Consider the following 13,147-nt stretch of genomic DNA (forward strand, 5'->3'; position numbering starts at 1 on the left):
GACGGAACTGATCAAGGGATGGATGTAATGTATATCGGTGTGGATTGTGGCACCCAGAGCACCAAGGTGGTGGTGGTCGATGGCAGCGACGGTCGCATCGTCGGCGAGGCCTCGCGACCCCACAAGCTGGAGCAGGGCGACCACGGGCGGCGGGAGCAGCGGGTCGAGGAGTGGACCGAGGCGTTCCGTGGTGCGCTCGACGAGGCGCTGAAGGATGCCGGCGTCGGGGCGGATGCCATTCGCGCGATCGGTATCTCCGGCCAGCAGCACGGCATGGTGGCTCTCGACGAGGATGGCGTACCGGTACACCCGGCCAAGCTCTGGAACGACACCGAGACCGCGGAGTGGAACGAGCGACTGATCGATCGGCTCGGTGGCGAGCAGGGCTGCATCGACAAGCTTGGCCTGGTGCTGCAGACCGGCTATACCGCCTCGAAGGTCGCCTGGCTGCGCGAGACCCATCCGCAGGCCTATCGCCGGATCGCCACGCTGCTGTTGCCCCACGACTACCTCAACTTCTGGCTGACCGGCGAGCGCGTGGCCGAACCGGGCGATGCCTCAGGCACCGGCTACTTCGATACCCGGGCGCGGACCTGGCGGCGCGATGCGTTCGAGATCATCGCTCCGGAACTCGACTTCGACAGCGTGCTGCCCCGACTGATCGACTCCCGCGAGGCGGTGGGCAAGGTGCGGCCGGCGCTGGCCCGTGAGCTGGGCCTCAGCGACGACGTCATCGTCTCCAGCGGCGGCGGCGACAACATGATGGGCGCCATCGGCACCGGCAACATCGAGCCGGGCCGGGTCACGATCAGTCTCGGCACCTCAGGCACCATCGCCGTTCACTCTGGCGAACCGGTGGTGCCGGAAAATGCCATGGTGGCCAACTTCTGTGCCAGTCACGGCGGCTGGCTGCCGCTGATCTGCACCATGAACGTGACCTCGGCCACGACCACGCTGCGGGAGCTGGTCGGGCTCGACATCGACGGGTTCAACCGCGCCGTGGCCAAGGCGAAACCGGGGGCTGGCGGCATCACGCTGCTGCCTTTCTTCAGCGGTGAGCGTGTGCCGGCGCTGCCGCAGGCGCAGGCCAGCATGAGCGGCATGACCAGCTTCAACACCACGCCGGAAAACCTGTGTCGCGCGGCGGTCGAGAGCGCCACGTTCGGGCTGCGCTACGGGCTTGAGCTGCTCGGCTCGCTGGCGAGCGAGGCGACCCAGATTCGTCTCGTCGGGGGTGGTGCGAAGAGTCCGGTCTGGCGTCAGATCGTCGCCGACGTGCTCGATCTCGAGGTGGTATGCCCGGAAGTCACTGAAGCCGCCGCCTTCGGCGGCGCCATCCAGGCACGCTGGTGCGACGATCGCGACTCCGAGGTGGCACTGGACGAGCTGTGCCGGGATTGGGTACGGCTGGACGAAGACACCCTGACCCGGCCACGGCCGGAAGTGGTCGCCAGCTACGACGGCATCTACCGGCGCTATCGTGAGGCGCTGAGCCGGGAGTATGGCATCGCCTGAGGCTCGCTCATTGCGGCAAGGGGGAGGGCATTGAAATCATCGCCTCTCCCCCTCATAAGACAAAGCAGGTGCGGTGATTTTCCGCTGGAATTCCAACTTGCCAGGCCCCGTCCAACCAGTATCGACCCTGATCGTCGATCGCCGGAAACACGCCATGTGGCACGGCGATGACCACGCATCGGTGTTATGCTTTCAGAATCAGGATTGCGACGGGATGCAATCACACGCCACAACGATGGAGCGATTCATGACACAGCAACTCGACTCTCTCAAACAGCTTTCCATGGTGGTTGCCGATACCGGCGACCTGGATGCCATCCGCCGCTACCAGCCGCATGACGCGACTACCAATCCCTCTCTGATTCTCAAGGCCTTTGATCTCGAGGGCTATCAGGCGTTGATCGACGAGACGCTGACCGCGGTGAAGTCGGAAGTGTCCGATGCCGACGCACGCGTCGAGGACGCGGTCGATCGTCTCTGCGTGGCGATCGGCACCGAGATCACCAAGATCATTCCGGGTCGCGTCTCCACCGAAGTGGCCGCCAAGCTCTCCTTCGACGAGGAAGCCAGTTTCGAGAAGGCCCATCATCTGATCAAGCTTTACGAGAAGCAGGGCGTCTCCAAGGATCGCGTGCTGATCAAGCTCGCTTCCACCTGGGAAGGCATTCGTGCTGCCGAAAGGCTCGAGAAGGAAGGCATCAAGTGCAATTTGACGCTGCTCTTCTCGGATGCCCAGGCTCGCGCCTGTTTCGAAGCGGGTGTATATCTGATCTCTCCCTTCGTCGGCCGCGTTACCGACTGGTACAAGAAATCCACCGGCACCGAATCCTACGCGCCGGACGAGGATCCGGGTGTCAAGTTCGTCCGCGGTGTGTGCGACTACGCCAGCCAGTACGGCTACGAGACCGTGGTCATGGGCGCCAGCTTCCGTAACACCGATCAGATTCTGGCGCTGGCCGGCTGTAATCGCCTGACCATTTCGCCGGCCCTGCTCGAGGAGCTCTCCTCGGCGGAAGGGGAAGTGACGCGCAAGATCACCGATCAGGGTAGCGGTGCCAAGCGTCTCGACCCGATCGGCGAAGCGCAGTTCCGCTGGGAGCACAACGAGGACGCCATGGCCACCGAGAAGCTGGCCGAAGGTATTCGCACCTTCGCCGCCGACCAGAAGAAGCTGGAAGGTCTGCTGGCCAAGCGATTGGGCTGAGTCTTTTCTTTCAAGCTCGATGCAGAGACACCCGGCTATAGGCCGGGTGTTTTTTTATCGATATGACACCATTGGATTCATTGGAACCGACCACCGTGGCGCCTTCAGGAGCGCGCTGGCCTGAGGTGCCGTAGCGGGGTCTTGCGACAGGGATGTCGCAAGAGGCGCATTAGGACATGGATGTCCTTTATGCGCCGACCCCGGCGAAGGTCTCCGACGGGCCAGGGTTTCGCGATCCTGCGGCGCTAAAAGAAGGGGAGCGGCGAGGGGACGAGCGTTAAGTCCCCTCGTCAGAGGTCAGGTGAGGGTGGCTGGATCCTCGTCAGTGCTGAGCCAACCCAAAACGAAATAAGTCTGGAGAGTTGCGGGCGGCGACGACTATCGTGACGCCCGCTGAACCTCCGCCAGAATCTCGTAGGACTTCACCCGCTCGGCGTGATCGTAACAGTCGGTGTTGACCATGATCTCGTCGGCCCCGGTCCGGTCCAGCAGCTCCTCCAGTTGCTGGCGTACGCTCTCGGGACCGCCGACGACGGCGGCTCCGAGATTCTGGGCGACCATGGCCTGCTCCTGGGGCGACCAGTCGAGATGCTCCACCGGTGGCTGGGTCCGCGTGCTCTTGCCACGGATCAGGTTGAGGAACTTCTGCTGCTGGGTGGAGGCGAGGAAGCGGGCGCGCTCGTCGGTGTCGGCGGCGACCAGCGGGATGCCGATCATCGCGTGAGGCTTGTCGAGCACCCCCGGCTGGAAGCCTTCGCGATAGAGATGCAGGGCCTCGATCATGTAACCGGGGGCGAACTGACCGGCGAAGGCGAACGGTAGCCCGAGCCTGGCCGCGAGCTGGGCGCTGTAGCCGCTGGAACCGAGCAGCCAGATCGGCACATGGGTGCCTTCGCCGGGAATCGCCCGCACCCGCTGGCCGGGTACGGTATCGCCCAGGTAGCGGCGGAGTTCGTCGAGGCGATCGGGGAAATCGTTGACCCCGGCGCGCGGGTCGCGACGCATGGCCTGCATGGTGATGCCGTCGGAGCCCGGGGCACGGCCGAGGCCGAGATCGATGCGATCCGGGTAGAGCGTAGCCAGGGTGCCGAACTGCTCGGCGATCGCCAACGGCGGATGGTTGGGGAGCATGATCCCGCCGCTGCCGATGCGCATGGTCGAGGTCGCCCCGGCGATATGGCCGATCAGCACGCTGGTCGCCGCGCTGGCGATACCGTCGATATTGTGGTGCTCGGCCAGCCAGTAGCGGTTGTAGCCCAGGCGCTCGGTCTGCTGGGCCAGGTCGACGCTGCGGCGGAACGTCTCCGCTGCGGTGCCGTCGCGCGTGATCGGCGCCAGATCCAGTACCGAGAGAGGAGTATCGGCAAGTCGTGACATGAGCGTTCCCTTCAGGAAATGGATGGGCGCTCGTTAGCGCCCTCATGATCTCCATCATGAGGGCTGTTGCGATGAATGCAACCGATACCCGCTGTCGATCTCCACGCTATGCCGGATTGCTCGGACGTCAGAACGAGGCCGCTGCGTCTAGATCTCCTGCAGCAATGCCTGAATGTCTTGGCGGCGTCCGGCATCGGCCGTTTCCCGGCCGGGGCGCGGCGCGGCGGCCATCGCTTTCTCGAGTGCCTGGCGGGCCTGCGCGTCGTCGCCCTCGTCGTGAAGGAATTGGGCCCAGAAGTAGTTGCTGTCGATCCCGTCGGGATTGAGGTTCAACCCTTTCTGCAGCAGCTCGCGCGCCTTGTCGTCGTCGCCGAAGCTCAGGGGCCAGCCGGGGACCTGGTGATAGAGGGTGCCCAGGCTGGTATAGGCCGATCCGTCCAGCGCCGTCGGATCGATCGATATCGCCCGCTCGAACTCGGAGCGTGCCTCCTTGACCAGGGAGAGTGCGCCCAGGCCACCCTTCGCACCCGCCTGGGAACCTCGGATGATGCCTGCCCAGGTGTGCAGCGCCGCGCTATCGGGCTGCGCCTTGAGCAAGGCCTGAGCGCGCTGGTAGAGCTGATCGAAGGCGTCGACACGCCGCGCTTCCGGCGTCTTGTACTGGATATTGGCCCAGCGGCTCTGGAGCTCGTGCAGACCCGCGGCAACCGCGGTCGCCGATGCCGCGCTCGATGCCGTCGGGGATTCGGCCGCCAGTGCGAGCGGGCTGGCGGCAAGCGCGATCCCCGACATGGTGGCAAGCGCGGTGGCGAGAATCAGCACCTTCATGGATCGGTATGCTGTCATGGTGATCTCCGTGTACGGATCATGGCGAGGGGGAGGGGCGACGTGCATGCTGCTGGATCGTCGGGAGCCGTTTCCTGAGTGCGCGGTCGACGATGCCGGGTAGGATCCCGTTCAACTTGACCAGCAGGCACTCCGGCCAACCGAGCTGCCGATCACGAGCCTGCGCCTCGATGCCGCGAATCACCCTCGCCGCGACCTGGGCAGGTTCGTCCACGTGGTTGCCCAGTTCGGTATTGAGGGCATCGGCGCGGTCGCTGTTCATGCCGGTTCGGGTGGCCCGAGGCGAGATGTGCAGCACCTGGACCGGGGTGTCGGCCAGTTCCCGGCGCAGCGCCTGGCTGAATCCGCGCAGGGCGAACTTGGTCGTGCAGTAGGCGGTGTAGCCGGGGTGCCCGATGGCGCCGAACGCGGAGCCGAGGTTGACGATCCAGGCGCTGTTCTCGTGCAGCAGTCGCGGTAGCAGCGCTTGCGTGAGCAGCAGGGTGGCGGTCACGTTGAGGTCCACCATCGACGAGATCGCCGCCGGGGACTGCTCGTCGAACAGACCGAAGTGATTGACGCCGGCGGCGTTGATCAGCATATCGATACGCGTCTCTTCCGCGGTCTCGACCACCCGACGACGATCCTCTGGCGTCGTCAGGTCCGCAGGCAGCGTACGTATGCGCTCTGGCGCCAGCGCAGCCAGCGCTTTCAGGACGCTGGCGTTACGCCCCACGATCAGCAGCCGTGCGCCGCGCTGTGCCAGCAGGGTCACCAGTTCACGTCCGATACCGCCGCTGGCGCCGGTGATCAGGATGCGGCGATCAGACCAGCGCATGGCTCAGGCCCTCGTGGCTGACCGCGTCGTCGGCGTCCTGGCGGAGGTTGCGGAACATGGCACCGTAGAGCCGATAGACCATGTTGGCGGCATCGATGATGGCTTGCAGGTCGGCGGGGTCTTCGAGCCGGTTGATCTGCTCCTCGAAGAACGCCAGATGGCCGATATCGAGGCTGCCGTGGGACTCGAGATAGCGGAAAGCGTTGGCCGGAAGGCCCGCGCCGTCTCGCATCTGCTCGGCGGCCTGGGTGGCGATGGCGGTGCTGGTACCTTCCAATACGTGCACCATGCCGAAGAAGCCGACCGGATTGTCGTAGGCGATTACGTCACGGACGTAGCGTACCATCAGTTCGGTCGCTGGCGCCGGGGTCGCGCGGGCGACCGCCTCGGCATCGCCGCCCAGGGCTCGAATATCGTCCAGGATCCACTCCTGGTGGCCGTACTCCTCCTCGATGTACTCGACCAGCGCGCCACGCAACCACTCGAGACGCGGAGGCAGGCGCGCACCGCAAGCCATCATCAACGGCACCGTCTGTTTGACGTGATGGTAAGCCTGCGCCAGAAACGCCTGATAGATCTCCTTGGTGATGTTGCCCTCCAGCGCCTGGCGAATCACCGGCGTGTCGAGCAGCCATTGGCGATGGCTGGCAGTGGCTTGTTGCAGAGTTTCGTAGTGGGACATGATGTCGTCTCCTTGGACGTGGACGGATGGCCTATGCATCCGCCGATGGATGTACCGGGCTGGTTAGCCAAGTGTGGTAATGCGCGTTCAGGGCGTCACGGCGCAGCCTGCCATTGGCAGTCGCCAGACCGTTCTGTGTGGTAAAGGGAGTGCTGCGTTGCCACAGCGAGACACGCGCGTAATCGGGCAATCGGGCGTTGGCGCTGGCCACGGCATCCTCGATCTGGCGATCGTTGACCCAGTCGCCCCGCGGTACCAGCAGGGCACGGTTGAAAGACTGCGCTTCACCGCTCACCCAGGCCTGGGCAATCGCGGGTTCGGCGGTCAGTTCGGCTTCGACCCAGGCCGGATCGACATTGCGTCCGTAGGCGGTGATGAATACCTGGCGACGACGGCCCTTGAGTCTCAGCGCATCGCCGTCCCATTGCCCCAGATCGCCGGTGGGCCAGACTGTCGGCGCCGGCGCGCTGTCACCCAGATAGCCCAGCATCACATTGCCCTGGACCAGAACCTCGCCGTCGTCGGCCAGTCTGACCTCGACGTGAGGCAGGGGGCGTCCGACGCTGCCGGGATGCCGTTCACCGGGACGGTTGAGCGTGACCACGGAGGCGCACTCGGAGAGGCCGTAGCCCTCGAATACCGGCCAACCGGCGGCTTCCGCGCGCGCCAGCAGCGCTGGCGACACCGTGGCCCCGCCGACGGCGAAGAAGCGGCCAAAGCCGATGGGGGCATCGCCTTGCCGGGTGAGTAGCGCCGACAGCAACTGCGGCACCAGAATCAGGCTGTCCGGCGCCTGGCGACTGATGACCCGCCAGCCGCTGGCACTGTCGAAGCCGCTGGCGCCCTGCCAGCCCAGGGCGGCCAGCGATGGCAGGCTGATACTGCCCCCGAGCCATAGCGGCGCATAGATGCCGCCGATGTTTTCCAGCAGCGTCGCCAGCGGGAGTACCGCCAGGTGACGGCGCACGTCGACGCTAGCGGCGATACCGGCGAGACTCTCGGCGACCGTGAGCTGATTGTCGCTGCTCAGACAAACCCCTTTTGGCGTACCACTGGTGCCCGAGGTGAAGGTGATCTTGTGGGTGCCCGCGGGCAGCTTCGGCAGTGGCGAGACACCGCGACGCTGCCAGAGCATGGCGTCGGCATCCGGGGTGGCATCGAAACCCAGTACGCTCGCCAGTGATCCGGGGCCGATCAGGGTATCGATACCGGCCTGGTCAACAAGGTGGGTCAACTGCGCCGGGGTGAAGAAGCCTGGCAATGGCACGTTGACGATGGCTTCCTGCATCATCGCCAGATCCCACAGCGCCCAGTCGATGCCATTGTCCAGCGCCAACCCCACACGTTGGCTGCCGAGCCGGCGCAGCTGCCGTGCCCGGGAGTCGACGAGCGGCATCAGGTCGCCGTAGCGGATTGACCGGGTTTCATCCTCCAGGGCGATGCGGTTCGCATCGTCGTTTCCCAGCGCCCGGAGATGGTCCAGAAAGCGCTCACGCATGATCGATGTCCTTGAGATGCGGGGCCGCGGCTGGCACGGTAGTGGTGGTGGAGCGGCCGTGGCTCGGGGTGAGGCGGTGCCAGGCGGCGATCAGGTCGCCACCCATGACCCAGGGCCGATGCAGGTAGTAGTTGCCCCAATCGCCCTGGGTGTCGCCCAACCGGGCCGGATCGGCGTCTGCCAGACGGTGAACGTCGAGACCGAGGCGTCGAAAACCGTTGCGCACCGTTGCCGTCGCGGTGAACGCCAGCCAGCGGCACTCCTCGGCGACGAGCGAATCGATCAGGGCGCGAATCAGCGCGACCGTCATGCCCGGGCGGCGTGCCGCCAGGTTGCCGATCTCTGCCAATGCAGTGCGCTCTACCGGCTGCTCCAGCACTGTGGAGAGTGCCTGCTCGATGGGCGTTTCCAGGTAGCATTCGAGAAAGAGCGGGGAGGCGTCGGCGCGACGGACGCCGACGGCAGCCTGCAATTCATCGCGCTCCCAGAGCCCGTAGAGTCGTGGCGCGAACTGGCCGATCGACGCACCATGCTGCTGCCGGTAGGTGTCGGCAATGAAGTTCTCGAGCGTGGCGCGCTCACGGTCGCCGCGACTTTCACGCCATACGGTATTCGCTGCTGAAGCAGGTAAACCCGACATCGGTAGCTCTCCGACAAGTTGATGGAGGCTAGATTGAAGGGCAGGGGCTTAACGAAGTCTTACGCTGGAATCCGGTGGGGGAATCTTTCGCCCCGTCCGGACCAGGCGTGCGACGGGGCTTCCGCAGAGCGCGGCGGGGTCGTCTACACTATTGACGTCGAAGGAAATCAGCACAAACAAAAGGGGACGACATGCCTAAACTCGGCAAGCAAGGCGTATTCATCGTCTCGGCGGTGGTGATCGCGGCGATCGTGGCCATAGGCGCGATTTTCCCGACCGGATTCGGAAATATCGCCAATGCGGCACTGGGGGCGACAACACATTACTTCGGGTGGTTCTACCTGATTTCCGTGTTCGGATTCGTCATTTTTCTGGTTGGTCTGGCGTTCAGCAGGTACGGCAAGATTCGCCTGGGGCCACAGGACAGCAAACCGACTTACGGTTTCTTTTCATGGGTCAGCATGCTGCTCGCGGCGGGCTTCGGGGTCGGCCTGGTGTTCTACGGCATGGCGGAGCCCATGACGCATTACATGACGCCACCCTATGGTGACGTGGAACCGGAATCCGCCGAATCGGCTCGTTATGCGATTCAGTACGCTTTCTTCAACTGGGGGATTCACCAGTGGGCGGCGTTTTCGGTCGTCGGTCTGATCATCGCCTACTACCAGTTTCGCAAGGGGCAGGCGGGCATGGTCTCCAACGTGCTGTCGTCGGTCACCGCGAAACGCCCGAAGTTGCGCCGTCTCGGGCCGGTTCTCGATATCTTCGCGGTCGTCGCAACGGTGATGGGCGTGGCGACCTCCATCGGCTTGGCGGTCCTGCAGATCAATGGTGGCCTGCACTCGGTGTTCGACGTGCCGGAGAACATGATGTGGCAGTTCATCATCATGGGCGCGATGTTCATCTGCTACATGATCTCGGCCACATCGGGTCTCGACAAAGGCATCAAGAACCTGTCCAACCTGAACCTGATTATCTGCTTCGCACTGATGTTCTACGTCCTGTTCACGGGGCCGACCATCGCGATTCTCGAGACCATCACGCTGGGCATCGGCGACTATCTGCAGAACTTCATCGGCATGAGTCTGCGGATGTCGCCCTACGATGACAGTCAGTGGGCCTCGAACTGGACCATCTTCTACTGGGCCTGGGTCATTGCCTGGTCGCCGTTCGTGGGGACGTTCGTGGCGCGAATCTCGCGCGGGCGAACCATCAAGCAGTACGTTTTCGGGGTGCTCGTGGTGCCGCCGCTGCTGGCTTGCCTGTGGATCGGGGTCTTCGGTGGTGCCGCCATCCAGATGGAGATGAACAGCGATGCGGGTCTTGCCCAGGCAACGGCAGACAATATCACCTCGGCGCTGTTCCGCATGTTCGACCTGATGCCGTTCTCGAACGTGCTGTCGGTCGTTGCACTCTGCCTGATCTTCATCTTCCTGGTGACCTCGGCGGACTCGGCGACCTACATCGTGTCGCAGATGACGGATAACGGCTCGCTCAATCCGCCGCTGATGAAACGTATCATCTGGGGGGTGCTGATCGCGGCGATCTGCCTGACGCTGCTCTCCGCCGGTGGCGAGAACGGACTGAAGGGGCTGCAATCGGCCTCGGTGCTGGCGGCGTTGCCCTTCACCTTCATCCTCTACGGGATGATATTCGTGACGTTGAAGGAGCTGCGCGCCGACCGCAAGGCGATGCTGACCGCACTCTATCGGCGCCATAGCGACACCCCGGTCGGGGCCGACGCCTTCGAGGCCGAGGAACTGGGCGAAGAAGATCGCTATCGACGTGCCCCCGACGTCAAGAACCGTCGCATCAACCCGCGCTGATCGTCGGCGTGGGGAACCACGGCCCCGGTCTGTAAGGACCGGGGCCGTTTTCGTCGCTGGACCGGAACGGCTGGCACGCACGGGGGAGCGCCGAGCGAATCTGGCGCCGGTGGCGAAAAATCGCGAAACAGCCTAATTTGTAACTGGATTTCATCTTCACGCCGCCGTTAATAAGATGATAAAGCCTTGCGGAGCTCATCCATGCCACCGGCCTTGAAGTCTTCCCGACAACCGCGTCATGGCGCCACTCGCCGCGGCGTGCCGTCTGCCGATTCCAGGATCGACCGATGGCTCGATGCGCTGGTCAGCCTGTTCGTGGTCACGGCACTGATCGTCGGCGGCGCGGCGCTGCTTGTCATCCTGCTGTTCTGAACCGCTCGAGACCGGATCGGCTCCGGCCTGCCATCTCCATGCCCTCGATCCAGGTGCTCGGTGCGGAGCCCGCGCCGGAAACACCCTGTCGCCTGACTCGCTAGCCCTCGCGGCGTCTGACCTGCAGGCGTTGCATTGACGCCACCAGATCGTTGAACCGTTCCCCCTGAACCTGCACATGTGCCTTGATCGCAGCCTCGGCAGCGTCGGCCTCGCCTCGCTCCAGCGCCGCCATGATGGCCTCGTGCTCGTCGAAACTGCTGGCGAGGCGGTGGCGGGCGTGTAGTTGCAGGCGACGATAGGGTTTCAGGATGGCATGCAGGCGGGCCGCTTCCTGGGTCAGAAAGTCGTTGTGGCTGGCTTCGTAGATCAGATGATGGAAGATGCCGTTTTCGTAGTAGTAGCCGTCGGCGTCTCCCGAACGCATGCACGCCCGGCAGGCCGCCTGGGCACGATGCAGTGCCGCCAGCTCTTCGGGGGTGGCGCGTCGCGCCGCCAGCCGAGCGCACATGCCCTCCAGTTCCGCCATGACCTCGAACCGCTCGACCAGCTCGGTCACGCTCAGTTGAGCAACGAAGGTGCCGCGTTTCGGCAGGACGCGGACCATGCCCGACGCCGCCAGTTGCTGCAGTGCTTCGCGAATCGGGGTGCGCGAGCAGTCGTACTCCTTGGCCAGGGCTTCCGGGTCCAATTTGTCCCCCGGCGCGTAATGGCCGTCGACGATGGCATCCTCGAGCAGGTCGCGAAGCCGCTGGGCATGCGGGATGCGGGCCATATTAGACTTTCTCCTATATTGACACCCGGTCGGCGGGGGCATAACTGTTATATATAACAGAGCGATGACATGTATGTTAACTGCCGGTTGCCGAATCACGCGATCGGATGGGGTTCCGGCCCGCTGTCTCGCTCCGTTCACGCTCACCGGCGACGTCGCGCGGCACCGGTGGAAGCACCAGTCTCCGATCCGAGAGGGACGGCATGAACGTCAACATGAATTTTCTGCAGGATCTGCTCTCCAGTATCGGCCGCCGAACCCGAGGCCAATACCTGTTCGGTGGCAAGGACGGCGACAAGCCGAGCAGTCTGGCGAGATTGACCTCGGTGTGCGAGACCCTGATGCACCCCGGCGGCGAAGCCTCGCAGATCCTGATCGCTCAGGAGGCGCTGGAGCGCTATGCCTCGCTGGACGACAGCGATCGTGTCGCATTTTTCCAACTGCTGGGGGAGCGCTACGCCGCCGAACCCGATGCCATCCATCAAGCCTATGCCGCGTATCGCGATACCGGGGACAATGCCAGTCTGCAGCGGCTGTTCTCTGCCTGCGAGCCGCGACGACAGCATCTGCTGCGCCGACTGAATCTGTGCCCCGGCGGCACCTACGAACTGGTCAAGATGCGTGCGGACCTGTTGCGCTGCCTCAAGACCCATCCAGAACTGGCCCCGCTGGACGCCGACTTCGAGCACCTGTTCGCCTCCTGGTTCAATCGCGGTTTCCTGGTGCTCGAGAGCATCGACTGGAACACGCCTGCGGCGGTACTCGAGAAGATCATTCACTACGAGGCCGTGCATGCGATCGGCGACTGGTCGGACCTGCGCCGCCGCCTGGACCCGGAAGACCGTCACTGTTACGCCTTCTTTCACCCGGCCACGGGAGACGAGCCGCTGATCTTCGTCGAAGTGGCGCTGTGCAAGGGCATTCCCAACAGTATCCAGACGATTCTCGAGGGGGGCGACGACGTGCGCCCGGAAGAGGCCGATACGGCTGCGTTCTACAGCATCAGCAACTGCCAGGCTGGTCTGCGGGGTATCTCGTTCGGCAACTTCCTGATCAAGCAGGTGGTTCAGGAGCTCAAGCGCGAACTACCCAACCTGGAGAAGTTCGTGACGCTGTCGCCGGTACCGGGTTTTGCCAAGTGGCTGGCGGCCGAACGTGAAAGCGGCGCCTGCCAGCTGACCGATGAGGTCGCAGACGGTCTGGACGCCGAAGGCTGGGTCGAGAACCCCAAGCTGCGCGAAAAGCTCACGCCGGAGGTGCGCGGCCTGGCGGCGCATTATCTGATCGATGCCAAGCGCGACAATGGCCTGCCGCTGGACCCGGTCGCTCGCTTTCATCTGGGCAATGGCGCCAGTCTCCATCGGCTCAACTGGCCCGGCGACACGTCCGAGAACGGCCGTCGCCAGTCTCACGGCCTGATGGTCAACTATCTCTACGAGCTCGACCGGATCGAGCAGAACCACGAAGCGTTCAGTCGCGAGGGCACGGTGGTCTGCACCAGCGACATCCGTCGCGATGCCAAGCAGGGGCGCTCACGTTGCCGTCATGGCTCCCGCACCGACGCCTGATCGGTCGCGTATTCAAAGCAGGAGAGG

General features: G+C 64.2%; 12 protein-coding genes. 5 read left to right on the forward strand and 7 right to left on the reverse strand.

What is annotated here, in order from left to right:
* Nucleotides 1-27 precede the first annotated feature (27 nt).
* Both xylB and tal read left to right on the forward strand, forming a co-directional pair.
* Complete coding sequence (xylB, locus tag DOM56_RS07775) at nucleotides 28-1,515, forward strand: xylulokinase (RefSeq protein WP_110708252.1); 1,488 nt, start codon at nucleotides 28-30, stop codon at nucleotides 1,513-1,515.
* A 247-nt stretch (nucleotides 1,516-1,762) separates the two neighbouring features.
* The gene (gene tal, locus DOM56_RS07780; protein WP_110708253.1) at nucleotides 1,763-2,719 is read left to right on the forward strand and encodes a transaldolase; all 957 of its coding nucleotides are present in this window, start codon (nucleotides 1,763-1,765) and stop codon (nucleotides 2,717-2,719) included.
* 378 nt (nucleotides 2,720-3,097) lie between these two features.
* Here tal and DOM56_RS07785 read toward each other — a convergent pair whose 3' ends face one another.
* The 6 genes from DOM56_RS07785 to DOM56_RS07810 all read right to left on the reverse strand — a co-directional run bounded on the left by DOM56_RS07785 (nucleotide 3,098) and on the right by DOM56_RS07810 (nucleotide 8,579).
* A complete protein-coding gene (locus DOM56_RS07785) occupies nucleotides 3,098-4,096 on the reverse strand; it encodes an LLM class flavin-dependent oxidoreductase (RefSeq protein ID WP_110708254.1) in 999 nt (332 codons plus the stop codon).
* Between the two features lie 147 nt (nucleotides 4,097-4,243).
* Complete coding sequence (locus DOM56_RS07790; RefSeq protein WP_198655721.1) at nucleotides 4,244-4,942, reverse strand: hypothetical protein; 699 nt, start codon at nucleotides 4,940-4,942, stop codon at nucleotides 4,244-4,246.
* Nucleotides 4,943-4,961: 19 nt separating this feature from the next.
* Entirely contained in the window at nucleotides 4,962-5,759 is a 798-nt protein-coding gene (locus tag DOM56_RS07795; protein ID WP_110708255.1) for an SDR family oxidoreductase, read from the reverse strand.
* Entirely contained in the window at nucleotides 5,746-6,441 is a 696-nt protein-coding gene (locus tag DOM56_RS07800) for an iron-containing redox enzyme family protein (protein WP_110708256.1), read from the reverse strand. Before DOM56_RS07800 ends, DOM56_RS07795 begins: the two co-directional genes overlap by 14 nt.
* Nucleotides 6,442-6,472: 31 nt before the next feature.
* On the reverse strand, nucleotides 6,473-7,939 hold the full coding sequence (locus tag DOM56_RS07805) for an AMP-binding protein (protein WP_110708257.1): 1,467 nt from the start codon (nucleotides 7,937-7,939) through the stop codon (nucleotides 6,473-6,475).
* Entirely contained in the window at nucleotides 7,932-8,579 is a 648-nt protein-coding gene (locus DOM56_RS07810) for a thermostable hemolysin (RefSeq protein ID WP_110708258.1), read from the reverse strand. The genes DOM56_RS07805 and DOM56_RS07810 overlap by 8 nt, the downstream gene beginning before the upstream one ends.
* 191 nt (nucleotides 8,580-8,770) lie before the next feature.
* Between DOM56_RS07810 and DOM56_RS07815 the strand changes: the two genes are divergently transcribed.
* Entirely contained in the window at nucleotides 8,771-10,405 is a 1,635-nt protein-coding gene (locus DOM56_RS07815; protein WP_110708259.1) for a BCCT family transporter, read from the forward strand.
* A 201-nt stretch (nucleotides 10,406-10,606) separates the two neighbouring features.
* Nucleotides 10,607-10,777, forward strand: coding sequence for a hypothetical protein (locus DOM56_RS19835; RefSeq protein WP_198655722.1), 171 nt, complete (start codon nucleotides 10,607-10,609; stop codon nucleotides 10,775-10,777).
* A 100-nt stretch (nucleotides 10,778-10,877) separates the two neighbouring features.
* On the opposite strand, the gene DOM56_RS07820 is transcribed toward DOM56_RS19835, so the two are convergent.
* Nucleotides 10,878-11,552 (reverse strand): GntR family transcriptional regulator, encoded by a 675-nt coding sequence (locus DOM56_RS07820; RefSeq protein ID WP_110708260.1) that lies wholly within the window; start codon nucleotides 11,550-11,552, stop codon nucleotides 10,878-10,880.
* Nucleotides 11,553-11,755: 203 nt separating this feature from the next.
* Between DOM56_RS07820 and DOM56_RS07825 the strand changes: the two genes are divergently transcribed.
* Nucleotides 11,756-13,120: a malonyl-CoA decarboxylase gene (locus DOM56_RS07825; protein ID WP_232822225.1), complete on the forward strand. Its 1,365-nt coding sequence runs from the start codon at nucleotides 11,756-11,758 to the stop codon at nucleotides 13,118-13,120.
* The last annotated feature ends 27 nt before the right edge of the window (nucleotides 13,121-13,147 follow it).

The organism is Salinicola sp. CR57 (assembly GCF_003206585.1).
Classification (GTDB): Bacteria; Pseudomonadota; Gammaproteobacteria; order Pseudomonadales; family Halomonadaceae; genus Salinicola; species Salinicola lusitanus.